The 26,204-nt window shown below is 30.6% G+C and carries 27 protein-coding genes; 6 read left to right on the top strand and 21 right to left on the bottom strand.

The features are described 5' to 3' along the window. Positions 1 to 8 precede the first annotated feature (8 nt). From rsmB to ACREWB_RS15000, 12 genes are all read right to left on the bottom strand, one after another. Positions 9 to 1,340, bottom strand: coding sequence for a 16S rRNA (cytosine(967)-C(5))-methyltransferase RsmB (gene rsmB / locus ACREWB_RS14945; protein WP_431548241.1), 1,332 nt, complete (start codon positions 1,338 to 1,340; stop codon positions 9 to 11). A 56-nt stretch (positions 1,341 to 1,396) separates the two neighbouring features. Next, positions 1,397 to 2,377: a methionyl-tRNA formyltransferase gene (fmt, locus tag ACREWB_RS14950; RefSeq protein ID WP_431548242.1), complete on the bottom strand. Its 981-nt coding sequence runs from the start codon at positions 2,375 to 2,377 to the stop codon at positions 1,397 to 1,399. A gap of 17 nt (positions 2,378 to 2,394) precedes the next feature. Continuing rightward, a complete protein-coding gene (priA, locus tag ACREWB_RS14955; RefSeq protein ID WP_431548243.1) occupies positions 2,395 to 4,596 on the bottom strand; it encodes a primosomal protein N' in 2,202 nt (733 codons plus the stop codon). A 49-nt stretch (positions 4,597 to 4,645) separates the two neighbouring features. Further along, positions 4,646 to 5,836 (bottom strand): bifunctional phosphopantothenoylcysteine decarboxylase/phosphopantothenate--cysteine ligase CoaBC, encoded by a 1,191-nt coding sequence (coaBC, locus tag ACREWB_RS14960; protein ID WP_431548244.1) that lies wholly within the window; start codon positions 5,834 to 5,836, stop codon positions 4,646 to 4,648. Between the two features lies 1 nt (position 5,837). Next, a complete protein-coding gene (rpoZ, locus tag ACREWB_RS14965) occupies positions 5,838 to 6,056 on the bottom strand; it encodes a DNA-directed RNA polymerase subunit omega (protein ID WP_431548245.1) in 219 nt (72 codons plus the stop codon). Next, on the bottom strand, positions 6,049 to 6,660 hold the full coding sequence (gene gmk, locus ACREWB_RS14970) for a guanylate kinase (protein WP_431548246.1): 612 nt from the start codon (positions 6,658 to 6,660) through the stop codon (positions 6,049 to 6,051). The genes rpoZ and gmk overlap by 8 nt, the downstream gene beginning before the upstream one ends. Then, positions 6,650 to 6,931, bottom strand: coding sequence for an extracellular matrix/biofilm regulator RemA (gene remA / locus ACREWB_RS14975; RefSeq protein WP_431548247.1), 282 nt, complete (start codon positions 6,929 to 6,931; stop codon positions 6,650 to 6,652). The genes gmk and remA overlap by 11 nt, the downstream gene beginning before the upstream one ends. Positions 6,932 to 6,945: 14 nt before the next feature. Beyond that, a complete protein-coding gene (locus tag ACREWB_RS14980) occupies positions 6,946 to 7,824 on the bottom strand; it encodes a YicC/YloC family endoribonuclease (protein WP_431548248.1) in 879 nt (292 codons plus the stop codon). A 143-nt stretch (positions 7,825 to 7,967) separates the two neighbouring features. Continuing rightward, positions 7,968 to 9,122 (bottom strand): aminotransferase class I/II-fold pyridoxal phosphate-dependent enzyme, encoded by a 1,155-nt coding sequence (locus tag ACREWB_RS14985; protein WP_431548249.1) that lies wholly within the window; start codon positions 9,120 to 9,122, stop codon positions 7,968 to 7,970. Positions 9,123 to 9,177: 55 nt separating this feature from the next. Then, on the bottom strand, positions 9,178 to 10,176 hold the full coding sequence (locus ACREWB_RS14990; protein ID WP_431548250.1) for an asparaginase: 999 nt from the start codon (positions 10,174 to 10,176) through the stop codon (positions 9,178 to 9,180). 226 nt (positions 10,177 to 10,402) lie between these two features. Next, positions 10,403 to 10,603, bottom strand: a complete 201-nt coding sequence (locus ACREWB_RS14995) for a hypothetical protein (RefSeq protein WP_431548251.1) — start codon at positions 10,601 to 10,603, stop codon at positions 10,403 to 10,405. 298 nt (positions 10,604 to 10,901) lie between these two features. Beyond that, positions 10,902 to 11,393, bottom strand: coding sequence for a ferritin family protein (locus tag ACREWB_RS15000; protein ID WP_431548252.1), 492 nt, complete (start codon positions 11,391 to 11,393; stop codon positions 10,902 to 10,904). Positions 11,394 to 11,687: 294 nt separating this feature from the next. On the opposite strand from ACREWB_RS15000, the gene ACREWB_RS15005 reads away from it, so the two are divergent. Continuing rightward, positions 11,688 to 12,233, top strand: a complete 546-nt coding sequence (locus ACREWB_RS15005; protein WP_431548253.1) for a glutathione peroxidase — start codon at positions 11,688 to 11,690, stop codon at positions 12,231 to 12,233. 22 nt (positions 12,234 to 12,255) lie between these two features. Further along, a complete protein-coding gene (locus tag ACREWB_RS15010; RefSeq protein ID WP_431548378.1) occupies positions 12,256 to 12,702 on the top strand; it encodes a MarR family winged helix-turn-helix transcriptional regulator in 447 nt (148 codons plus the stop codon). Positions 12,703 to 12,787: 85 nt separating this feature from the next. Here the strand turns inward: ACREWB_RS15010 and ACREWB_RS15015 are convergent, their stop codons facing one another. The 3 genes from ACREWB_RS15015 to ACREWB_RS15025 are packed head-to-tail and all read right to left on the bottom strand — an operon-like array spanning position 12,788 to position 15,492. Then, the gene (locus tag ACREWB_RS15015; protein WP_431548254.1) at positions 12,788 to 13,210 is read right to left on the bottom strand and encodes a putative ABC transporter permease; all 423 of its coding nucleotides are present in this window, start codon (positions 13,208 to 13,210) and stop codon (positions 12,788 to 12,790) included. Between the two features lie 48 nt (positions 13,211 to 13,258). Next, a complete protein-coding gene (locus ACREWB_RS15020) occupies positions 13,259 to 14,536 on the bottom strand; it encodes an FAD-dependent oxidoreductase (protein WP_431548255.1) in 1,278 nt (425 codons plus the stop codon). Next, positions 14,533 to 15,492 (bottom strand): sulfide/dihydroorotate dehydrogenase-like FAD/NAD-binding protein, encoded by a 960-nt coding sequence (locus tag ACREWB_RS15025; RefSeq protein WP_431548379.1) that lies wholly within the window; start codon positions 15,490 to 15,492, stop codon positions 14,533 to 14,535. The genes ACREWB_RS15020 and ACREWB_RS15025 overlap by 4 nt, the downstream gene beginning before the upstream one ends. Before the next feature lie 168 nt (positions 15,493 to 15,660). On the opposite strand from ACREWB_RS15025, the gene ACREWB_RS15030 reads away from it, so the two are divergent. Then, a complete protein-coding gene (locus ACREWB_RS15030) occupies positions 15,661 to 16,320 on the top strand; it encodes a phosphatase PAP2 family protein (protein ID WP_431548256.1) in 660 nt (219 codons plus the stop codon). A gap of 41 nt (positions 16,321 to 16,361) precedes the next feature. Here the strand turns inward: ACREWB_RS15030 and ACREWB_RS15035 are convergent, their stop codons facing one another. Then, positions 16,362 to 18,695 (bottom strand): ATP-dependent Clp protease ATP-binding subunit, encoded by a 2,334-nt coding sequence (locus ACREWB_RS15035; protein ID WP_431548380.1) that lies wholly within the window; start codon positions 18,693 to 18,695, stop codon positions 16,362 to 16,364. 192 nt (positions 18,696 to 18,887) lie between these two features. Next, positions 18,888 to 19,082 carry a hypothetical protein gene (locus ACREWB_RS15040; protein ID WP_431548257.1) on the bottom strand — a complete coding sequence of 65 codons (195 nt, stop codon included), beginning with the start codon at positions 19,080 to 19,082 and terminating at the stop codon, positions 18,888 to 18,890. Positions 19,083 to 19,261: 179 nt separating this feature from the next. Here ACREWB_RS15040 and ACREWB_RS15045 point away from each other — a divergent pair, with 179 nt between their 5' ends. After that, complete coding sequence (locus ACREWB_RS15045; protein ID WP_431548258.1) at positions 19,262 to 20,860, top strand: recombinase family protein; 1,599 nt, start codon at positions 19,262 to 19,264, stop codon at positions 20,858 to 20,860. A gap of 204 nt (positions 20,861 to 21,064) precedes the next feature. Here the strand turns inward: ACREWB_RS15045 and ACREWB_RS15050 are convergent, their stop codons facing one another. Further along, a complete protein-coding gene (locus ACREWB_RS15050) occupies positions 21,065 to 22,192 on the bottom strand; it encodes a D-alanyl-D-alanine carboxypeptidase family protein (RefSeq protein ID WP_431548259.1) in 1,128 nt (375 codons plus the stop codon). Between the two features lie 127 nt (positions 22,193 to 22,319). On the opposite strand from ACREWB_RS15050, the gene ACREWB_RS15055 reads away from it, so the two are divergent. Next, entirely contained in the window at positions 22,320 to 22,886 is a 567-nt protein-coding gene (locus ACREWB_RS15055) for a DUF2953 domain-containing protein (protein ID WP_431548260.1), read from the top strand. Further along, positions 22,879 to 23,301 carry a GerW family sporulation protein gene (gene ytfJ / locus ACREWB_RS15060; RefSeq protein WP_431548261.1) on the top strand — a complete coding sequence of 141 codons (423 nt, stop codon included), beginning with the start codon at positions 22,879 to 22,881 and terminating at the stop codon, positions 23,299 to 23,301. Before ACREWB_RS15055 ends, ytfJ begins: the two co-directional genes overlap by 8 nt. Positions 23,302 to 23,389: 88 nt before the next feature. Here the strand turns inward: ytfJ and scpB are convergent, their stop codons facing one another. The 3 genes from scpB to ACREWB_RS15075 form a co-directional block, all read right to left on the bottom strand. Further along, positions 23,390 to 23,998 carry an SMC-Scp complex subunit ScpB gene (gene scpB / locus ACREWB_RS15065; RefSeq protein ID WP_431548262.1) on the bottom strand — a complete coding sequence of 203 codons (609 nt, stop codon included), beginning with the start codon at positions 23,996 to 23,998 and terminating at the stop codon, positions 23,390 to 23,392. A gap of 1 nt (position 23,999) precedes the next feature. Then, complete coding sequence (locus ACREWB_RS15070) at positions 24,000 to 24,740, bottom strand: segregation/condensation protein A (protein WP_431548263.1); 741 nt, start codon at positions 24,738 to 24,740, stop codon at positions 24,000 to 24,002. 189 nt (positions 24,741 to 24,929) lie between these two features. Next, positions 24,930 to 26,111 carry a serine hydrolase gene (locus ACREWB_RS15075; RefSeq protein ID WP_431548264.1) on the bottom strand — a complete coding sequence of 394 codons (1,182 nt, stop codon included), beginning with the start codon at positions 26,109 to 26,111 and terminating at the stop codon, positions 24,930 to 24,932. Positions 26,112 to 26,204 lie beyond the last annotated feature (93 nt).

Here is a 26,204-nt window from a genome sequence, read left to right on the forward strand (position 1 = left end):
TTATACACCTACCGAGACTTTATAATTTTGGCTATAAAAAATCCATCCATGTACTGGTTTGGAAATATAGTAATATAACCACTATCATTATATCTTATATTATCCAATTGTCCAAAAAATACTGGTTCAATTTTAAATTCGGGATGCGACTCTATAAACCAATCTATATTATCTTCATTTTCTTCTTTATTAAGAGTACAAGTTGAATATACCATCACTCCACCTTTTTTTAGGTATTTCGAAGCATTATCCATGATTTTTCTTTGCGTATCTATTATACTTTTTATATTATTTATGTGTTTGCTCCACTTTATCTCAGGTTTTTTTCTAATAATTCCAAGCCCGGAACAAGGTACATCAATAAGTACTCTATCTGCACTTTCAAATAAATTCTCTGTGTATACCGTAGCATCAATAACATCACAAGTTGTATTAGTAATCCCTATTCTCTTTAAATTTTCTTGGATTAATGATAGCTTGTTTTGATGTATATCATATGCATAAACGCCACCTGTATTTCTCATAATCTCTGCAATATGTGTGGTCTTTCCTCCAGGTGCACTACAAAGATCCAAGACCCTTTGATTTGGCTTTAAATCCATAGAAGGTGCTGTGAGCATTGCACTTTCATCCTGAACAGTTATGTACCCCTCATTAAACAAAAGATTATTCTCTATGTTTTTCCCTTTAATAATTCGTATCGCTTCAGGAGCTACATTCCCTTTTTCTATATTATACCCATTTTCTATAAGTTTTTCCCATATTTCATCATAAGTTAACTTTAGAGTATTAACCCTAACTGTAACATCAGGTTTATAATTTAGTCCTTTAAGAATTTCCTCAGCACTATTAAAACCATATTGCTTTATAAAAAGCTTTACTAAGGCCTTCGTAAAGGAATATTCAAAACATAATCTATCAATTTCATCTTCTGTGTTATAATAATTTGCGCTTGTTTCTCTTAGATAACTTCTAAGAACAGCATTAACAAGTTTTGATGCTCCTATATTGCTCTTTTTTTTGGTTAAGTTTACAGCCTCGTTAACTGCTGCAAAACTTGGCACTTTATCTAGGTACCTAATTTGGTAAATTGATATTCTTAATATATTTAAAACAAAGCTATCTAATTTATCTATACCCTTTTTAACATAGTTACACAAAATTTTATCTATTGTATATTTATATTTTATTGTACCATAAACTATTTCTGTAACTAGTGCCTTGTCCTTATCACTTAAGTCCGATTTATTAAGTTCCATTCCTAAAACTATATTAGAGTAAGCATTTTCATTCAATACCTTTTCTATAATTACAATTGCTACAAGTCTACTATTATTCATATTATTACCTCAATTTTCTATTTGATTTTTATCTATCTCGACTTAAAACAAGGTATTTATTTTAAGATGACACCCACATTTATCTTATTTCCAATAATATAATCCTTTACTTTTAGTGGTTTTTTACCTGGGAATTGTATCTCTTCAATAAGTAGAACACCACTTTCAGTGGCTACTTTTAATCCCTCTTTAGAAACCTCAATAATGCTTCCAACATTTTCATTTGACTGTTCATTTATTACTCTTGATTTATATATTTTCATTACCACATCTTCGTAGTGAGTATAAGCCACGGGCCTAGGATTTAATCCTCTTATAAGATTATGAATTTCTACACTACTTCGATTCCAGTTTATCTGAGCCATTTTCTTGTCTAGCATAGATGCATAGCAGCTGTGCTCATTTTCCTGTTTAATTTGCTCTATCTCACTATTAACTATACCATTTATAGTTTTAATTAAGAGTTCACCACCACTACTTTTAAGAATATCAGTAAGTTCACCTGCCGTAATAGTATTATTAAGTTCAACTTCTTCTTTTAAAAGTATGTCCCCTGTATCAAGACCAATATCCATAAACATGGTTGTATTTCCGCTTTTAGACTCTCCTTCAATGATACACCAATTTATAGGAGCTGCCCCTCTATATTTTGGTAATAGCGATGCATGTAAATTTATACATCCATATTTGGGGATATCTAATATTTCCTTAGGGAGAATCTGACCAAATGCTACTACTACAATGAAATCTGGTTTTGAGTTTTTAATTACTTCTATCATTTCCTCATTATTTCTAAGCTTTAGAGGTTGATACACTGGTATATTACAAGCAATAGCTAACTGTTTAACCGGAGACATAGCTAAATTTTTGCCCCTGCCTTTTGGTCTATCGGGCTGAGTGAAAACTTCTGAAACTTCAAATTCATTTATAAGCGACTGAAGTGATGGCACAGAAAATTCTGGTGTACCCATAAAAATTATTTTTGTATTTTTGTTTAAGCTGTCGTCTTTATAGATTCTAGTCGTTCTTATATCCATACATAAACCTCCATATTTTACATCATATTGCTAGGGTTAATATCTATACTAACCCTTATACTTGTATAAACTTTTTTTACTGATTCATAAACTAAATTCTTTATCTCCTGTGCAACTTCACCTTTAATATTACCCTTAACGATAATTTGCCATCTGTAGAAGTTCTTAATTCTCGAAATTCCACAGGGACATGGCCCTAGTAATGTAATTTTATCATTTTCTCCCATCTTATATGTTAAATTTACGCCAACATTTTGTATATTTTTTATTAACAATTTTTCATCTTCAGAACTCATAGTTATCACTAAAATCCTTGTAAAAGGTGGATAATCCATAGTTTCTCTAAGCATTATTTCATTTTTATAGAAACTATCATAATCATTATTCGCTGCATATTGTATAGTTAAATTATCCGCATTGTATGTTTGAATAACTACCTTACCCTCTTTTTCACCTCTACCTGATCTTCCTGAAACTTGAGTAAGTAATTGAAATGTCCTTTCAAACGCCCTGAAATCCGGCAAATTCAATGATAAATCTGCTGCTATAACTCCTACTAAAGTAACATTTTTAAAATCTAATCCTTTAGCTACCATCTGAGTTCCTATCAAAATATCTGCCTGTTTATTTTTAAATGTATTATATATATATTCGTAAGAATTCTTTTTCCGTGTTGTGTCAAAATCCATCCTTAGAGTTCTTGCACTTGGAAAAATCCTGTTAATTTCCTGTTCAATTTTTTCTGTTCCTACACCAAAATATTTTACATAAGTACTGCCACAAGCGGGACAAGTTTTACTAATTTTTTCTTTTTCCCCGCAGTAATGGCAAGTTAAGTATTCACTTGAATTGTGATAAGTTAATGAAATATCGCATTTTTTACATTTAAAAACATAACCACATTTTCTGCAAGATACAAATGTGGAAAAACCTCTTCTATTCAAAAAAAGAATTACCTGTTCATCTTTTTTAAGAGCCTGGGTAATGCCTTCATGTAAGGACTTACTAAATATTGAACGATTATTATTCATCAGCTCTTCTCTCATGTCAACAATTTCTACACTTGGCATGGCCGCACCATCCGCCCTGGCATTAATAGTAATAAGTTGTAATTCATTTTTGGTAGTTTTATAATAACTTTCAATTGATGGCGTAGCAGAGCCTAGTAGTAATTTGCAACCTTCTAGCTCACATTTCATATAGGCTATTTCACGAGTATCATATTTAGGATTACTGTCAGATTTATAACTTGATTCATGTTCCTCATCTATAACAATTAATCCCAAATTCTCAAAAGGTAAAAATATAGCAGACCTTGCCCCAATGGCGATTTTAACGTTTCCAAATTTTACTCTCATCCATTCGTCAAAGCGTTCTCCATCTGATAGTCTACTATTAAAAACTGCTATATCACGACCAAACCTACCTTTAAACCGTTCAACCATTTGGGGAGTTAAAGATATTTCAGGTATAAGCATTATAGACTGCTTACCCTCTTTTAACATATGGCTGACTAAGTTCATATATATTTCGGTCTTTCCACTACCTGTAACCCCATGTATCAGGAATTTTCCCCCTCCAGAATTCATTATGAGATCCACAGCCTTGTGCTGCTCGTCATTTAATTTTCTTTCCTCATACTCTGTATAGTTTTGCTGATTATATCTATAAATTATAACCTCTTCAGTGGCTAAAAATCCGTATTTTATCATTGTATTTATTGATGATAATGACTTATTGAAACTTTTACTAAATTCATTTTTATTGTATTTCGCATCGCCAAGCTCTATTAGTTCATAAATACTCTTATAAGGTTCGTTTAAAAATTTACCTTCTAATTTTTTACAAACAATTAACATCTGAGCCGTCTTCTTCTTAATACCTTTAGTTATACCCCTTGGAATAATAACTTTTATACACTCTAAATATGTACAAAGATATTTTGCTTTCATAATCTTTATAAGTTCAATATCAGTTATTTTAAGAAGTGGCATATCATCACAAATACTCCATATCTCCTTAATGTTTTTAACATTGTCACAATCCACGAAAAGTTCTATAACAAAAGCATCCAATGTCTTGTTTCCTTTGCCAAAGGGTACTTTAACTCTAAATCCTAAATCAACTTTGCCCATTAAACTAATAGGTATTTTATATGTAAAAACCTTATCTACTTGAACCGAATCATTATTTACTACAACCCCAGCATACTGATACATAAAATCACCCTTTTGGTTTTATAATTTTCAGTAATAAATAAAAAGCGCATTAGCGCTTTTTATTTATTACATTAAACAATTCCCTAGCAACTTGTTTTTTTGACATTTTGTCTAAAGCTATTGGATTATCATCTTTGCTTAGAATAAACACTTTGTTATCTTCAGTACCAAAACCACTATCTTTCTGCATTATATCATTTGCAACTATGTAATCTAAATTTTTCTTTATAAGTTTTGATTTTGCATTTTGGAGTAAGTCACTACTTTCCGCTGCAAAACCTACTAATATTTGCCTCTTCTTATGTACTCCTAATTCACTTAAAATATCATTATCCCGTACAAGTTCTAAGCACAGTTCATTTTCACTTTTCTTTATCTTATTATAACTATATATTTTAGGCTTATAATCAGCCACAGCAGCTGATTTAATAACTATATCACTATCTTCATAATTATTAAAAACTGCAGTCCTCATCTCATCATTAGTATTAATTTTTATTACATTTACACCAAAGGGTGATCTTTCGTTACAAGGACCGGATATTAAAGTTACAACCGCGCCTCTATCTCTAGCTTCTCTGGCAATTGCATATCCCATTTTTCCAGAAGATCTGTTAGTTATGAATCTTACAGGATCTATAGGTGCAATTGTTGGACCCGCTGTAACTAAAACTTTAGTACCACTCATATCTTTCAGTGGATACAATTCACTCATAATAATTTCAAAAATATCCTCAGTTTGTGCTAATTTCCCTTCACCTATGTCGCCACAAGCAAGTCTTCCTGAAATAGGTTCAATAAAATCATACCCATAATCAGCAAGCTTTTGAATGTTACCCTTTACTATTTTATTATTATACATATTAACATTCATGGCTGGTGCAAATATCACTGGTGCATTTGTTGCCATAATAGTAGTAGTAAGCATATCGTCTGCGATACCATTTGCAACTTTACCAATTATATTAGCAGTTGCTGGGACTACAACAAACAAATCAGCTTTTTTAGCAATAGATATATGTTGTATCTCAGAGACTTTAGGTTCGTTAAACATATCATGAATCACTATATTCTGACTCATAGTTTGAAAACTTATAGGATTTACAAACTCCATAGCCGATTTAGTCATGATAACATGTACGTCAACATTTTCTTTTTTTAGTCTGCTAATAACATCTAGCGCTTTATATACTGCTATTCCACCCGAAACACCAATAACCACTACCTTTTTAACTACCATACTATTTTATTCCTTCTTTTGTTGTAATGGCAACAATAGCACCTTCATGAATTTCATGTATAGCTATTGTAACAGGCTTAGCAGAATCCACATGTACAAGTGGGCTTTGACCTTCTATTATTTGTCTTGCTCTTTTTGATGTTGCAACAACCAAGGAATACCTATTATCGACTTTTTCTAGTAAACTTACTATTGATGGATTAATCATTGAATTATTCATTATTTACTTCCTCCTTTAAAAAATCTGCATTTAGTCTATCAGCCCTACATCTTTCTGCTATTATAATACTTTGGATTTTTTCACAAGCCTTATCTACAGTATCATTTATAACTGCATAATCATATCTTGTTACAAAACTTATTTCTTCATGAGCCGATGTAAATCTAGTTATTAACGACTCTGGTGTTTCACTACCTCTATTTGTAATTCTATTTTTTAACTCCTCCATAGATGGTGGAAGAATAAAAATGAATAAACCCTTTGGATAAGCTGTCTTTACCATAAGGGCACCCTGAATGTCTATTTCAAGTATTACATCCCTACCACTATCTAACACTTTTAGCACCTCAGACTTCGGTGTTCCATAATAGTTTCCATAAACTTCTGCATATTCAAGAAAATCTTCTGCTGCAATTTTTTCTAGGAATTTTTCTTTAGTTAAGAAATAATAATTTATTCCTTCTATTTCAGAATTTCTTGGACTTCTTGTAGTTGCAGACACTGAAATCCAAAAATCGTTTTTTTCAAGAATGGCCTTGCATACAGTCCCTTTACCAGCACCGGAAGGTCCCGAAATAACAATTAGCTGTCCTCTACTCTTCATTATTCAAAGCCTCATCAATATGTTCTTCGTCTTTAACAGATAACCTATGAGCAACTGTTTCAGGTTGTACAGCTGATAAAATAACATGATCACTATCAGTGATAATGACCGCCCTAGTTCTTCTTCCATAAGTAGCATCAATTAACATGCCTCTATCTCTTGCTTCTTGAATAATTCTTTTAATTGGAGCTGATTCAGGGCTTACTATTGCTACCAATCTATTTGCTGAAACAATGTTTCCAAATCCTATGTTTATCAATTTTATACTCATGATCTGCCTCCTGTTTACTCTATGTTCTGTATTTGTTCTCTAATTTTTTCTATTTCGCTTTTCATATTAATTACTGTATTTAAAATTTCTAAATCATTTGCTTTTGATGCTATAGTGTTAGTTTCTCTATTCATTTCTTGAATGATAAAATCAAGTTTTCTACCAATTGGTCCGTCTAAAATTAGAGTTTCCTTCATTTGCTGTATATGACTATTTAATCTTACAATTTCCTCATCAATTCCAGCTTTATCAGCAAAAATTGCAACTTCCATAGCAACTCTATTCTCATCAAATTCAATTTCCTTATGAATATCATGGAGCCTTTGGGTTAGTTTCTCTTTATACTCCAAAAAAACCAAGGGCGATCTTTCTTTAACCTTTAGAACTAATCCATTTACTAAATCACACTTACGCGAAAGGTCCTCGAGTAACTTTTCGCCTTCACTCTCTCTCATAAAAAGAAGAGATTCAAGCGCTCCATTTAAAGATTTCTCTATAACATCAAAGGTTTCTGAAACATCTTCACTTTTTTGTTTAAGCGTTACTACTTCAGGTAATCTACCTATTTGTGAAACTGATATATCACCAGATAACTGAAACTTATCTTTTAAAATTTTAAAGCAATTAATATAACTTTTAGCTAATTTTTCATCCAAATAAGCGTAAGCATCTTCCTTATCATAATTGCCTTGAGTTACAAACACATCAAGCTTTCCTCTTTTTACCTTTTCATTGATTATTTTTCTAATTTTATCCTCGAAAGCTATTAACACTCTAGGCATTCTTATATTAGTTTCAAAATATCTATGATTAACACTTTTAATCTCTATGGTAAAACTTTTACCATCTTTTTCACAGGTTCCTCTCCCAAACCCAGTCATACTCTTGATCATAATAACGCATCCTTCCAATGTTCCTTGTGACTACCTTAACATTCTACAAAATAATATCTATTTGTAATTATATACATTACAAAAAAATTATACACTTATAATAAAATATTTCCTATATAGTTTATATTATACCAATAATAATATTATTCGTCACATTTTTTTAAAGATTTTAAAGCTTCTTCAATAACAAGCACATCTTTTGTAAGTGCTATACGAAAATAATCATACCCAAGTTTTCCAAAAACATTTCCAGGTGTAACCACAATACCACTACTCCTCAGAAGTTCTTCACAAAACTCATTGGTGGTATAATTTTTAGGTGTTTTGCACCACAAATAAAAAGTAGCTTCTGTATCAAAAAAACTAATATTTTTTTGTAATAAAATATTTTTAGCAACGTCTCTTCTTTCATCATATATTTTTCTTATATTTTGAATGTGAGCACGTTCTAAATCAAGTGCAGCAATAGCAGCTTTTTGCACTGGACTAAATTGACCAGAATCACAATTACTTTTAATCTTTAAAAGTGCATTTATTACTTTAGCATTACCAACAGCATATCCTATTCTATACCCTGTCATATTGTAAGTTTTAGATAATGTTCCAAACTCCACACATTGCCTTTTTTCATCAAACTGCATAAGACTAATAGGTTTTTTATTCATCTTAATTATTTCATTATATGCTGAATCGTTGCATAAAACAATATCATTATCATAGGAAAACTTTATAATCCGCTTATAGAACTCACTAGTAGCTACCGCACCTGTTGGATTATTGGGATAATTAATAAAAATAAGCTTACTCTTTTCAACAATTTCAATAGGAATATCTAAAACATTTAACATATACCCATCTTTTTCTTTTAAAGGTACAGTATAAGGCACACAACCCCATAGTTTTGAACAAATACTGTAAACAGGATATGCGGGTTCTGGTACTATTACAACATCAGAAAAATCACATACAGCTGGAATTATATTGCTTATACCTTCTTTGGACCCAATAAGAATTATTACTTCATCCAAGTCTAAACACACAGAATAAACCACGCTATAATATCTTATAACAGCTTTTTTAAGTTCAATTAACCCATCATAAGGAGGATAATTATTATATCTATTTCCCTTTAATCCTTTTATTAAAGCATCTGTAATATCTGAATGTACTCCTAAATCTGGATCTCCTATACTCAAATCAATAATTCTTTTACCGCTTAAAATAGCTTGATTTTTTATGTCGTCAATTTTTTTAAAATGATATTCATCCACATTTGATAGTCTATTATTTATTTTCATAATATCACCCTTTATACGAGTTTCGTATTATGTTATTCCGGCGATACTAACTTTGTTACATTATTTTGCCTTTGTAACTTCCACTTTCAAATATGCGTTGTATTTCCTTCATGTCAGTTGTTTTTGCAAGTGCAAGCATAAGTTTAATTCTAGCCTTTTGTCCCGGTAGTCTATCTCCGAAAATAACACCTGCATTTCTAAGTTCTTTCCCACCACCTGGATACCCATAAGAATCTAATACTCTTCCTTTGAAGCATCTAGATACAATAACTACAGCGACCCCCTTTTGTATAGCTTTTCTTACTCCCTCTGCCATCTTTGGTGGTATATTCCCTCTTCCCATAGCCTCAATAACAAGACCTCTTGCGCCCTCTAGCACACAAAAATCAATTAATTTTGAATTCATTCCAGCACAAGCTTTTATTAAATCTACTCTTGTTTCTATATTATCTGTCATAATATGTTCTTTTTTTAAGCTATCTCTATAGAATATTGCTTCATTATTATCAATAATGCCTATTGGGCCAAACTCTGGGCTTTGGAAAGTATTTAGATGCATAGAATGAGACTTAGTAACCTCACCTGCACAATTAAGTTCATCATTTAGACAAACTAATACCCCCCTATTTCGAGCTTCCACAGAAATGGCAGTACAAATAGAAGCAGATAAATTTGCTGGACCATCATAACCGAGTTCCGAACTATTTCTCATTGAGCCTGTAACAATTACAGGTTTAGGGCTATCTATAGTTAGGTGCAATAGATACGCTGTTTCTTCAAGTGAATCCGTACCATGAGTAACTACAACCCCGCATATATCCTCTCTGCATAAGAAACTTTGTATATATTTAGATAGTTCCATCATAAGCTCTGGTGTTACATGAGGTCCCGGTAGATTCGAAAAAGTATATGATTCTATATCTGCATAATTTTCGATTCCAGTAACCATAGCCATTATTTCTTCTCCACTGAGCGTTGGAACTGCAGCCTTTATTCTTGGGTCTACTGTCATTGTGATTGTACCGCCATTAAAAATAACTGCAACTTTTTTCATTCGAAATTCCTCCTAATTATTAGCTTAGAATGTATTTTTTTTACTTTCGTAGAAAATATTAATAAATATAATTTTTCACATAATAACAAGTACTATTTTACAATATATTTATCACAATTACATCCTTTATATGAAATTTCTAACCTAACAATAAAAAAATAAGATATACTTATCCAATAAATATATCTTATTTACATTATTACCATTATGTTTCTTTTGCCTTAACCTATTTATTTCTTAAATATTTAAATAAATCCTTTTCTATTTCATCTGCAGCATTATCATCTAGAGTTATATACTCAAAATGTCCATCTAAGGCCTTTAATTCAATTTTGCCTATTTCTTGCCCAGTGATTATATCAATATCACGTTCAAACTTCATTATCTTATCACTTGCATTTATTAAATACTGCGATTTATTTTCCATGAAATCATTCTCCTCTTCGAATTAAATTATGTTCTATTTTTGAGCAACATGAGAAACGTCTTTATTATTTTCTCTTATAAAACATTTATTATACCTAAAGGATTAATTATAAATACTAAAAAATTTTGTAACCTTTTTATAAAATTCTCATAATATATACTATAATAGTTTTATCATATTAAACGGACTAAACCCATCACAAATTTTAATTTTTAGTTGATTGTTCCTATCCCCCTATAAAAAACCACCTCTCCTAAACTCGAGAGGTGGTTTTATCGTTATTTAGAGTAATATTCAATTAAAATGGTGCATACCCTTGTTCTGACCACCATTCCTCTTTTAACTCTTCATACTGGGAAGAAAATTTATCCAAGTGAACTTTTTCCCACTTAATTAATATGTTATATAGTTCCTTTGCCTCTTTAATCTTTGTCTCCTTAGCAGCCTTTTCATAATATTCAACTGAGGCTTTTTCCATCTGTATTCCAATTCCAAACGCAGATACAGCAATACCTGCATCTACTCTATCTATATTCTCCCATTTAAAAATTGCTGGTGAAGTAGGTTCTGGAATTAATGCCAACTGAAAATCGGAGGCATTATTATCTTTAATTTTACTAAACAAATCTTTTAACCAAACCACATGTTGCATTTCTTCATTTGCCAATTCTAAAAAAGCATTTTCCACTTCTTTTGAACTAGATTTACTACTTGCCATGTTATAAAATTCATAACCTTCTATCTCATTTATAATCGCTTGTTTTATCACCATTAACTCTTCATTATTCAACACTATCTCCTCCTTTAATATGAACCAATAATTTTTAAATATAGTTTGTATTCGTTGTTGATTAATAACTATTATCTTTATAACATTTTATCATATGTTTAACTTAAAAACAACAATGATACACTATTATTTATGAACGAATAAAATAATGATCATTTATACAAAATAAGTACTTGACAATTTGATAACAACATGTTAAATTTAGATTACAGATTAGTTGTATACAATTTAATTTTATACATTTAAATTTATTAAAACTAATTCATAATTATATTTAAGGAGGATTATTATATTATGAAAATATACGATTTTAAATTTAAAACTATAGATGGTGAGGATTCTTCGCTAGATCAATTCAAAGACAAGGTACTTTTAATTGTAAATACTGCAAGTAAATGTGGGTTTACACCTCAGTATAGAGATTTACAAAAACTATATGAGAAATACAATGCTAGTGGTTTAGAAATACTAGGCTTTCCATCCAATCAGTTTGCAGAACAAGAACCTGAAAAAAATGATGATGTTAAAAAGTTTTGTGAAATTAATTTTGGAGTAACCTTCCCACTTTCAGAAAAAATTGAAGTTAGAGGTAGCGCTGCAGACCCAATATTTAAATATTTAACCAGTGAATCGCCATTTGAAGGGTTTGATATGAATAACCCAGGTGCTAAGAATCTACATGATATATTGCAAGAAAAATTCCCTGAAAATTTAGTAGGTGATTCTATTAAATGGAATTTCACTAAATTTTTAATAGACAGACAAGGCAATATTTTAGAGAGGTTCGAATCACCTATAGAACCAATGGACATAGAACAATCAATTAAAAATTTACTTTAAAAATTCATAGGAAGTGATTAACATTAATGATGAGGCTCTCAAACTAGAAAACCAACTATGCTTTGCTTTATATGCTTGTTCCCGTGAAATAACAAAATTGTATAAACCAATATTGAAAGAATTAGACATAACCTATACTCAATATATTTCTCTTTTAGTATTATGGGAAAAAGATAATATAACTGTGAAAACTCTGGGAGAAAAATTGCACCTTGACTCTGGCACATTAACTCCACTACTTAAAAAATTAGAGTGTATGAATCTAGTAAAAAGAATTAGAGATACTGTAGATGAACGAAATGTATATGTTACATTAACTTCCGAAGGTCTAGACCTGAAGAAAAAAGCCCTTGAAATACCAAACAAAATTCTTTGCTCCACTGGACTTTCACTTCAAAGTGCAGATTTAATAAAAGAAGATGTTAATTCACTATTAAACTGTTTATCTTCCCAAAATAAATGTAAATAAAAGCTACAAGCAGTAGATTAAATGTATTTTTTTCATTTAATCTGCTGCCTGTAGTTTTTTTAACGGGACAATATTTAATCTAAACTCATTTAGAATTATCGTAAACACTACTTTCAATACGAACTATTGTATCATGTATTTTTTCAAATATAAGCCCAACCGCAATCCACACCGGTACGTAACTAAGTGTAATTATTCCACATATTGACAAGGTTTTATTTACATAGTTCCAAGGGCACGAACCTAAAACTAATCTAAGCAGCAGTCCGCAAGTTAATTCTACTGCAAATATAATAACCATATATATGCCTCCTCTCACAATGTGCGGAAGATGTTTTATCCTATAATGCACAGGTTCAAGAAATACAGCAAGACCATATATAGGAAACATCCAGATACAGGTAGTGCCCCTCAGTAATATATCCCCTTTAATCATTGCTCCAAAACCATTCCACAATACTTCTGCCAACAGACCTAAAAACCCATATATAATAAATTTTTTCCACATAAAAGTATTGTTTGTATTACTTAGTAAAATATACTTGTAAAATTTAATCTATATAAGTTTTTCATTAAATATATTGGTTAAATTTAATTTATCTACTTTTGCCTTTATTTTGTCTATATCCAAGGTATATAGTCCCAGCTCCTGCATTCTTTTAAAATACTCTGCTCCTGCAAATGTATATCTATTTGCCCTTCCTTCTTTAGTTGCTATTTTTTCATTAGCATAAGCTATTATGTCCCCAACAGCTAGTGACCTTGGCAATATAAGTAGTGGCATTCCCAGGTAATTCCTTATAGCATTTTGACCGGCTAAAGCCCCCGTTATAATGGCTTCCGTATGACCTACAAATAATCCACCCTTTTCGCCTGCACAGAATAAATTATCTAAACCTAAGACCTTCATACTATTTGTTCTTGGTGCTACAGATAAGTATCTTATGGAGTTTCCCTTTCCACCTGCATATGGATCTATATATTTTGCGTTTTCAAGTCCTTTGATTTTTCTCAGCTTATCTAATGGGTAATATGACGTCATAAGCTTAACATGGCCTGTATCTAGAAGAACTATATTTTCTGCAAATTCTTTAAGAGCATACTGCTGACACACCTTTAGTTTAAGTTTTTCTATATTTACATCTTCCTCTGGAACTTTTATAACAGCAACTCCTGTTGCTTCTAGCTCTTTTATAATATCATCAGCTAGTGATTCCTTAGCTAGTTTACACGAACCGCTAAAAGCTCCATATACATCTTCTTCTCTTTCCCCTTTTAAGTCTTCAATACCCGCTCTATAACTTATGCTAACTCTTGGACCAAAAGCTGGGCACCTTAACACGCACATTACACATCCATTACCATATTTTAAGCAGTTACCCATTGGGCCAGTGGAACCTGTGGTTTCTATAAATACATCTGCTTCGATATATTTACCATCTGATAAATATATTCCTTTAATGCTTTTACCTTCTTTTTCAACATCTACTACCCTTGTAATAAGGTTTACTTCTATATCCATAGATTTCAAATATTTTGACACTGCCGGTTCAATTTTATTTACATCATAAAGCCAAGCATTTTTGTGGCCAGGAAAATCGATGTTTTTGTGTCTACTATTTTCATCCGTCAAATGTATTAAATCTCCTGCCCCCAGTGCTATCATTTCTTCTGAAGCAGTATATCTTCCATTGTTTCTCATAATGCCACCTACATTTCCCAGCCCCAAAAGCATATCCGTTTTTTCATATAATGCAACTGTAGCTCCTGCTTTTTTCGCTATTATCGCTGCACTACAACCAGACCATCCACCGCCAATTACGATAACCTTCAAAATATTCTCCTCCCTTCTAATACATATTTAGGTTCTGTCTGCATTTTACAAAGCCTTCTTAATTTACGATCGTTATTTTTTCTTGTACAACAGCCGCACACACCCTCTCCACAAGACATTTTAGAATTATTACAACAAGAAAATTTAATGTTTTTATCTATATTTTCTACAGTCTTCATCATTTCATAATTCATAATGTCTGCTGCATCACAGTGTACTAACCTAATATCATTATCTTTAATTATTTCATTCAGTATATTATTGAATTCTTCTGTAATTCTACCACGGGATATAGTATTTACCTGTACAGTTTTCAAAGCATATTTTTCTAGATACTCACTCACAAAACTATTTTTATAAGGCGTATTATCAAGCACAACTATAATCTCATTATTATTTGAATACAAATGTTTAAGTGGCGGTATCATTGGCGCTTGACCTATACCTCTTGCTACAATTAAACATTTACTGTTCTTTATTGTATATATGTTTTGAAGTCCCAAAATACCATTCCAGAATGGTGCTTTTACAAGCATCTCTTCACCTTCATTTAACAAATCTAATGCTTTGGTTTTAACTCCTTTGAGTTCTATAGCAATAGTTATAGTATTATTTCTAGTATCCGTATCCATTATAGATATCGGCGTATCAAAACTTGTTTCTGTGCCTGGCCTTCTCATAAAAATAAAACTTCCTGGACGAACTAAATCACTTACTAATTTTTGTGTACCTTGTAGCGTAAGTATAATAATATCATCTTCGAATGTAGTTTTTTTTATTATTTTCCACTTATAATATTTTCTGCCTTCTTTAGCTTTGTAATTGTTTGAAGCATATTCTTGATATATACATACCCCATGCCAGTTACCACAGTCACAAAAATTTTTACCTGCCATTTGTGAACATAATATACAATCCCCCGTTTCTGCCAGATGGCAAGGACATGGTTGAGACACCAAAATACGATATTATTTGTGTAAATATAATATTATATAAAATTCGGACATTTTATATTGCAATCTACATATTATATAAAATTCCATAAAAAACATTGATAATACAATAATTCTGAGTTAAACTAATCTTTGAGATAAAAATTTATATTTGAAAAGAGGATTGATTACTTGAAAATTGTTTTTAAGAAATTATTGCCCCTACTACTTATTGGATGTGTTCCACTTTCTAATTTGTTTTACTGGGGCTTAAATAATACTGAAAGAGGAGTTTATGATTTAACTACTGATTTAGATAGAGTTTTACCACTTATAAAAATCTTTATAATACCCTATATGACTTTATGGTTTTTCTTAGCCATTTGCTTTGTTTACTTATGTTACAAAAATAGAAATGTTTATTATAAGATTATGATTACCTTGTGCTTATGTTACGTTGTTACTTTTATAACTTATTACTTTTTTCAAACAACTGTTCCAAGACCTCTTGTTACAGGAGATGACATATTTTCTAAACTTATTATATTTACTTATAATTCCGATGCACCTTTTAATTGTTTCCCAAGCATTCATGTAATTACTGCATACTTAGCTATGAAAGGAATTAACGCAACCGATGCTATGAAACGAATTAAATTTCCAGTTAATATAGTGGGATTTCTTATTATCATATCCACCGAATTTGTAAAACAACACGTTATAATGGATATATTTTTTGCAATCATATTATGTGATGTGCTTTTGAATTGCACTAATTATGTACAGGCGCAATACAATTTATACAATTCCAATAAATTATATAAAACTCCTAAGCAAAATGTAGGTAAATAGTATAATACAAAAGCTGCTGAAAATTTTCAGCAGCTTTTGGTTTATATTATAACAACTTTACCATTTACTAATTCCATTGATATTTTTGATCCCGCTCTAAATTCATTTTTAAGATATTGTTCTGCTATCTCATCTTCAATATATTTTTGAATAGTTCTTCTAAGTGGTCTTGCGCCAAATTTTTCATCGTATCCTGCTACTAAAATAAAATCCTTTACCGCTTCTGAAACATCCAAAGTAATATTCTTTTCTTGTGCCTCATCAACTACTTCTTTAATCATTAAATCAACTATTTTTCGAAGTTCTTGCTTTTCAAGTAGGGTAAACACAATAGTTTCATCTACTCTATTTAAGAATTCTGGCCTAAAAGTTTCTTTCAGTGCTTCCTTTACATGTGCCGATAATACATCATAATTATCTTGAACAAAACCAATACCACTTGTTTTAAACTGAGTACCTGCATTTGATGTCATTATTATTACGGTATTTTCAAAGAAAACAGTTCTGCCTTGACTATCCGTTAATCTTCCGTCTTCTAGAATTTGGAGCAGCATGTTAAATACATCTGGATGAGCCTTCTCTATTTCATCTAAAAGAATTACTGAATAAGGCTTTCTTTTCACCTTTTCTGTTAATTGGCCACCTTGATCATAACCTACATATCCTGGTGGTGCACCAATCAGCTTAGAAACCGTATGTTTTTCCATGTATTCAGACATATCTATACGAATTAATGCTTCTTCACTTCCAAAAAGTTCACAAGATAGTGCTTTAACTAGCTCTGTTTTTCCAACCCCCGTTGGTCCTACGAAAATAAAAGAAGCAGGCTTTTTCTTTTTTCTAAATCCCGAACGGTTGCGCCTGATTGCCCTAGACAAACTAATAACAGCCTCGTTTTGACCTACAACACGTTTGTGTAGCCTACTTTCCAAATTTAATAACTTACTGGCCTCTTTTTCCGTAATCTTTTGAATTGGAATTTTTGTCCATGACTCAATAACAAAAGCAACATCCTCTAAGGTAATTTGAACTTCATTACACGTTTTTTCAATTTCATTAATATCATCTCTTATTTTGAACAATTTCATTTTATATTGTGCAGCTTTTTCAAAGTTTTCAGTATCATCTGCTTCTTTTTGTGATGCTTTTATTTTTTCTAATTCCTCTTTGAGTCTCGCTAGTTCCACAAGACCTTTATTTTTTAAATTTGCTCTAGAACCCGCTTCATCAATAACATCTATAGCTTTATCGGGAAGAAATCTATCTGTTATATACCTCTCTGATAAATTTACGACTTCCCGTATTACTTCATCAGATATTTTAACTTTATGATACTCTTCATAGTATACTCTTATTCCTTTTAAAATTTCTATTGTCTCATCTATACTAGGTTCTTCAACTAGAACTGGTTGAAATCTCCGCTCAAGGGCTGCGTCTTTTTCTATATACTTTCTGTACTCTTCTAAGGTAGTAACCCCAATGACTTGTATTTCTCCCTTAGCTAACGCCGGTTTCAAAATATTAGCTGCATTCATTGAACCACCTTGAACTTCACCCGCCCCCATTATATTATGCACCTCGTCAATAACTAATATAATATTTCCGCTTTCCTTAGCTTCTTCAATAATTGACTTCATACGACCTTCAAATTGTCCTCTAAATTGTGTACCTGCAACAACAGCGGTGAGATCAAGAAGATAAACTTCTGAATTAAATAATTTTTCTGGGACTTGTTTTTCAGAAATTCTTACAGCTAGCCCCTCTGCGATGGCTGTTTTGCCTACACCAGCTTCTCCAATTAATATAGGATTATTTTTGGTTCTTCTATTTAATATCTGTACCACTCTATCAATTTCACTATGCCTTCCAATAACTTTATCTATACCCTTTTGATTTGCTTTATTTGTTAGATTTATCCCATATGTATCTAAGTGTTTTCTCTTTTTTTTAAAGAAATTTTTCTTTGATTTATCATCAGATGACTGTTTACTCTTTTGGGTAGCCTCCACTTCATCTTCTACAAAATCCTTATTCTCTTCTTTAGCTCCAAATAAGCCACTGAAAATATTTCCAATTGATTTTTTTCCATCACCTTCTTCATCATCCATATCTGAAGTATCCAAATCTTCGAGGTTCATGTCTTCTAAGTTCATATCCTCCAAATTCATGCCTTTAAACATATTACCCATTTGATCATTTAAGTTCTCAATATCATCAGAGGATATTCCCGCTTGTTGCATTAGTTGATCCATTACAGGAATGCCCCTCTTCTTAGCACACTCCATGCATAGTGCTAAAGTATCAGTTTTTCCATTTTCTACTTTTGATGTTAATATCATTGCTATATTTTTTTTACATATATCACATAATTTCATTCTTTGTGGCTGGACACTCGTGATTTCAATCATGAGAGGAATGCCATAAGCATTCAAATCCAGTTTGCCTCCTTATTTTAAAATAGTAGTTTTTAAACAAGATAGTCGCAACTTCTTACCAGGAACTAGTAACCCTGTTGTATTCAATACTTAAATATAATGTTATATTAGTATATCATCTTTTGGTATAATTTACTTCGTATATTCAGATTGTTTCTCTTTTATTAATAAAATATCACCCATCATTAGCTTTTCAATTAGTTTATTTATTTCTTGTAATGATAGCTGTGAAGCTATTATTCTTGCTATAATCCTTGTATACTGCTGAGTCAAAAGTTTCCTCTGTCCTTCATCTAATTCTGATATAATCGTAGATTTAACTTTCATTTATTGTCCCCCATGTAAACTATTATATTATACTATGCTACATGAATTTCAGTGTTACAAAATGTAAATGCATAAATTTATTTAGTTAAATCATCTTTTCGTAATATTATTTTTTTAAAATACATATGTTTATCTTGTAACACATAGTATTCTAAATCAATTATTAAGGAGTGTGTAAATTGAAAATAGCAGCTATATACTCCAGAAAATCAAAGATTACAGTAAGTGGCGAATCAATTATAAACCAAATTGAACTATGCAAGCTTGAAGGCACACATTTAGGCATTGTTGATTTTATAATATACGAGGATGAAGGTTTTTCAGGAAAAAATATAAAAAGGCCTCAATTTCAAAAAATGCTTAGTGATGCAAAAGAAAATAAATTTCAGGTACTTATTTGTTATAGGCTTGATAGAATTAGTAGAAACATATCTGATTTTTCTACTCTTATAAAAAGGCTAGATAGTTTACACATAAGTTTTATAAGTGTTAATGAGAAATTTGATACCTCAACACCTATGGGACGTGCCATGATGTATATTTCGTCAGTTTTTGCACAGTTAGAACGTGAAACTATTGGCGAGCGAGTTCGAGATAATATGTTAGAACTATCTAAAACTGGAAGATGGCTCGGTGGTCAAACGCCTCTAGGCTATGAAAGTGTGAGAATATCATATTTGGATTTTAATCACAAAGAAAAAAATATGTACGGTTTGTCACCTATAAAAAAAGAATTAGCAGTGGTGAAAATCATTTATGATAAATATTTAGAGTATAAATCTATTAATCAAGTTTTTATCTACCTTTTTAAAAATAACATCAAAACAAAATATGGTGCTGACTTTACTAAGAAAAGAATTCAACTCATATTAAGAACCCCTCTCTATGTTAGAGCAAACGAAAATGTTATGAAGTATCTTAATTTTATTGGCATGAATGTAACTGGTAAAGCTAATGAAAAATATGGTATTTTAACTTATAACAAAAGTAAAGGTGCCAAAGTTAAACGAGTTATAACGGAATGGATTGCAGCCGTTTCTTCCCATGAAGGGATCATTGATAGCACTTCTTGGCTTAAAGTTCAACAAATACTAGACCAAAATAAAAACAAAGCTCCAAGACTTGGAACATCTGCCTCTGCATTACTAACTGGAACCTTAAAATGTTCTAAATGCGGTAAGAGTATGATTGTTAAACATGGTCATATTAGTTCAGAAACCAATAAAATAATTCAATATTATGTCTGTAGTACTAAAGATCATTCAAGAGGCCTTCGATGTAATAATCCTAATATCCGTGTAGATGAACTTGAAATCATAGTTATAGATCATCTAAAAAGTATGACTATTGACAAGACTCTCTTATTAAGTGAATTAACTTCTATAAAATTCGAACTCCTTAAAAAACATGACCTGCAATGCGAAATAACTAGTTTACCATCACAAATAAAGATAAAACAGGACCAAATTGATGTTTTAATAAATCATTTATCTTTGGATAATGACATATCTAAATATATAAGCCCTCAAATTTATAAATTGGGAAATGAATTAGAAGAATTAACACATAAATATGAAGATTTAAAAGCGGGTTCCTTTGAATATAATAAAGATAATAATAACTTGAATATTTTTTTTACTTCCTCAAATGATCTTTCAGATATTTTTGATCTCTTAGATTTCAATAATAAACGACTTTTAATTAATAATATTGTAAGCTCAATATTTTGGGATGGTAAAAAAGGTGAAATATTAATAAATTTAATTTCTTTAAATTAAAACACTAAACTGCATGTCGCAGTTTAGTGTAGCTAGCACAAAATTCACTTCCTACATCAATACAATCATAAGGTTCGTAACTCATCATTATTACCTCCAATGCACTATACTATTAAAATATATAAAAATCAAAGAATTGTTACAAATCAAACAATAATCTCTATACTTATAAACTCATACACAAAAGACACTAAAATCTATACACTACTTAGTTTGAAGGAAGAAACTCTTGATCTTACTGAGCCTACCTCTTAAAAAATTCTTTTTCTCTACTGAGTTTTTAGCTACTAGCGCCTCTGTAAACAGAAGTTTATTATTTTGGTATACATCTACTCTACCAACCTTCTCCCCTTCGCTTATCGGTGCATAAACGTCATATAACGGCTTCACAATCACAGTTTCTATTTTTGCATCTTTTACTACTGGAATTACAATATCTCTTTGGCTTACTACTTCAGCAATATTAGCCCCGTTCTTTATAGCAAATCGTTCCAAGATATCATCTTTACTAATTATTTTCTTATATTCATAATTTTTTTCAACATATTTGCCTATTTTTTCTGTTTCCTTCCATCTAGTTGTAGAATTCAAAGTTATTATAATAACTTCTCTATTATTAATGTTTACAGAAGTTACTAAACATTTTCCTGCCTTTCCAGTATACCCAGTTTTAACTCCAGTAGAATTTGGTAGAAGCCATAGGATTTTATTTATATTATGGTAACTCCTAGTAAAATTGTATTCTTTAGCATCAATATCTTTAGAACCCACTATATCATTAAAAAGTTTTATTTTTTTTGCCTTTGCAGTAATTAAAGCTAAATCATATGCAGTAGAATAATGATTAGTACTATCAAGTCCATGAGGAGACTCAAAATTGCTATTTAGAAGTCCCATCTCTAAGGCATACTCATTCATAAGCTTTAAAAACTCATCAACACTTCCACTTATTCCTTCTGCTATTGCAATGGCTCCGTCATTCCCAGACCTTAACATAAAGCCATACAATAGTTCTTTTAAGCTTATTTGTTCTCCACTTTTGTATCCTATTTCTGATCCACGAATACTTGCTGCCTTTTTAGATATTGTTATTTTTTTGTTAAGATCCCCACATTTTATTGCCACAAGTGCTGTTACAATCTTTGTAGTACTTGCAATTTCAATGGGAGTATATGCATTTTTTTCATATAGGACGATTTTTGAATCTGCATCTAATGCTATAGCACTTACAGCATTAATGTATATATTATCAGCATATACATTTTGAACTGTGGTTGTGAGTAGAAAAAATAAACACAAAGACGACAATGATATTTTATATTTCTTTTTCATAACCGCACCTCTTTTAAATTATTTTTTAAAATTATAAATAGAAATAAATAATAATTATCAATGATTTTTTTATATTTTTTTGGGCATAATACCAAGTATTAGGTATTCTATATTATGGGAGGTTGTGATGTTTGTAGGTATACTAGTGTTTGTTATAGCGCTAACAATTATATTATTTCCAATCCCTATTAAAATAACTCTCAAATACTCAAAGAAAATTTTAGAAATTTATATATACAATAAAAAACTAAACCGAAAAATAAACAAGAAAAATAATAAAGCAAAAAAACAAAAAATCACTACTGAAAAATCTTATACTATAAGCGACATAAAACTAATCATAAATAAGATTATGAGTTTAAAATTTAAGCCCACTCTAAATTTAATCACTAAGCTAGAATATGGATTTGACGATGCTGCACTTGTAGCTATAACATTCGGATTAATTCACTCCACATATAGTTTTTTATACTTATTATTACTAAAATTCGTTAAAGTAAAGAATATAGATCACAAAGTTATTCCTTATTTCAAAGAAAAAAATTTAAATATTGAAATTTCCAGTATAATTTATACCAATTTAGCAAAAATTATATATATGTCAATTATAATGTTGATGTGCCTTAAAAGCATAAACATGCGACATAAAAAAATAAATTTACAAAAATATAAAGGAGGAAATGTACATGGATAGTCACCCAATTGAAAATTTAATGAGAAGTACCATGGAAAGTATAAAGGATATGATAGATGTAAACACCATTGTAGGTGATCCTGTAGAATCATTAGATGGAACCACAATTATTCCCATTTCAAGAGTATGTGTTGGTTTTGCATCTGGAGGTAGTGAATTTAATAGTGTTAAACATTCTGATTCAAACGATAAATACCCCTTTGGCGGTGGTTCTGGAGCTGGAGTCACTGTAAAACCTGTTGCGTTTTTAGTAGTCAAAAATGATTCCATAAGGCTTTTATCTGTAGATCAGCAAAATACATATGATAAAATCGTTGACACTGTACCACAAATTATCGATATTATTAAGGGAATGTTTAAAGATAAAGGTGACACAAAGCCCAAATGCGAGGATAAAGAAGATTTTGACGAATAAATACTTATAATAAAACGCTTAAAAATTAAATATAAAACCCACCGCAGTAAAGTTTTTAATGAACAACTTTACTGCGGTGGGTTTTTACCTAAACTGTTTGGGTCGTCTTAGCTGTATGAATATCACTGTCTATATTTTCATCCACAAAATTTTCTAAGCAAGGCATATCTTGAAGACTATTAAAATCAAAGTGTTTAAGAAATTCATCCGTGGTTACATAAATAATTGGCCTTCCAGGAACATTTTTTCGTCCACTTTCTTTAATTAACTTTTTTTCTGATAATGTATATAGACCCCTATCACTTTTAACACCTCTTATCTCCTCTATTTCCACTCTCGTTATTGGTTGTTTATATGCAACTATTGCTAGTGTTTCCAGCGATGCCTGAGATAGTGATTGTCTGATATTTGTTTTTAATAATTTTTGCACATATTCGCTATTGCAAGATTTTGTAACAAATTGAAATTCATCATTAGTTACTATAATTTTAATTCCCCTATTATCTTCTTCGTATTTTACTCTTAATTCATCTGTTAATTGCCTTGTAAAATCAACGCTACATTCTAATATGTTTGCCATTTCAGTTAATTTTAGTGCTTCTCCTGTAACAAAGAGCAGAGATTCAATAATAGAAAAATATATGTTTTTAGTAGAAACTTCCTCAATATCTATCGGTTTAAAGTTTATTCCATCCATATTAATTTACCCTTTCTAAATGTATATCTTTAAAATTACTTTCCTGAATTACTATTACACCACTAGTTTTAATCAGCTCAAGTAGGGCTAAAAAGGTAACAATAGCTTCTAATTTTGATGAATATCCAATAATTAAATTTGTAAAATGAATTTTTCCAAATAAAATAAGCTTTTCTTTAAGTTCTTCCATTTTATCCTCGATTTTATATTCCTCCATTTTAATTCTTTTATTGATAATATTATCAGTATTCCTTTTACTTATATAGTTTAGCATTAAATTATTATATAAATCGTATAGATTTAGTATTGTAACATTTTTTAAAAAATCTGTTTCCACAATATTATGAGTATCCTCTATTATTATTTCAGGTTTTTTACTAAACATTATACCTGCATCCTGTTCCATAGCCTTTAGGTTTTCAGCTATAAGTTTATATTTTCTATATTCTATTAATTTATTTAATAAATCCATTTCTATATCATTTTCTTCTTCTTTACTAAACTCATCTTTAATTTTTGGCAACAAATATTTTGATTTAATTTCAATTAATGTAGCAGCTATAACAATAAATTCTGATGTTACCTCTAAATCCATTTCCACAATGCTTTTAAGGTAATCTAAATACTGATCTGTAATTTCAAAGATATTAATATCATAGATATTCATCTCATTTTTTTTAATAAGATGTAATAACAAGTCAAATGGCCCCTCAAAATTAGTTATTTTTATACTTAATGGCATGTACACTCTCTCCTAATAATAAATTAATTTCTTTACCGCAAGTTATTCTAATTATAATGCATCTTTTGGAAAATAACTAGTGAGTATAGTTTAAAAATTAAAAATAGATTGCACTATAAAAGATAAGCTTTTAAACAAACAATTAACTGTTTAGAAGCTTATCTTTTATAGTAATACAATATTCACAATTTAAATTGCTTTATCAAATAAGTCTAATAAATTATTTTTAATATTATCCCATACTCCTGATTTTTTAATATCCCTATCGCTATAGATAACAACCTTACCGGACAATTTACTATCAACGAATATTTCACAAAATCCAATGGGGCTATCCTTTTTATACTCATTTAATTCTTTATCTATAATAAACTTCTTAGTAATTTCATTTTTGTTACCTCTCTCAAGCGTTACGTTAAAATCTTCATTTGCTTTTGCAATTAAAAACTTATCACCTTTCTTATTTAGTGGTATCTTTTCTAATTCTTCATTTTTTGCTATTACTTTTTTAGTTTCAAATTTAGAAAATCCAAAGTTCATTAGCATACTAGCGTCACTATTTCTTATTTTATAAGTTGGTGCACCCATAATTATTGCAAGCATTCTTACATTGGACCGAACTGCAGTTGCAGATATGCAGTATTTTGCCTCATTTGTAAATCCTGTTTTAAGTCCATCACATCCCTTAAAAAACCTAACTAGCTTATTATGATTTACAAGGCCAATTGGAGTTTTTCTCCCCTCTGAAATAGTTTCCATATAGGTTCCTGAATACTTTAATATTTGAGGGTGTTTCAAAAGTTCTCTAGACATAATTGAGATGTCATAAGCAGTGGTAAAATGTCCTTCTGCACTTAGACCAGTACAATTTTTAAAAGCAGTATCTTTCATATTGAGCTTTTGTGCTCTTTCATTCATCATTAATACAAAAGCGCCTTCACTTCCACCTAGATACTCTGCCATAGCCACCGCAGCATCATTTCCAGATGCAATGGCTATTCCTTTTAAAATTTCTTCTACAGTTCTTATCTCCCCTGTATCAAGTATCATGCTACTTCCGCCCATTTTTTTAGAATTTTCACTTATAGTTATTTTGTCTTGCAATTTAACCTTACCACTATCTATTGCCTCCATAGCTAATAACATAACCATTATCTTAGTTACTGAAGCAGGGGCAAACACTTCATGAGAATTTTTTTCGTAGATTATTTTGCCACTAGATGGCTCCATTAGTAAAGCCGACTTAGCCTCCACTACAATTCCTTTGTTATCCTTATTTTCTTCTTGTGCCAAAACTGACAGTGTTAAAATCTGAGCAGTAACAATTAATGATAAAATCAAACATAATGCACTTTTAATGTTCCTCTTCATATGGCTCCTCCTCAATTACTTTCTAGTATCGTTCAAAGTAGACAAGATTTATAAAATTTTACCTACTTGCTTCAAATTCATAACATTATTTTT

It is taken from the genome of Clostridium sp. (assembly GCF_050717635.1).
Classification (GTDB): Bacteria; Bacillota; Clostridia; order Clostridiales; family Clostridiaceae; genus Clostridium_AD.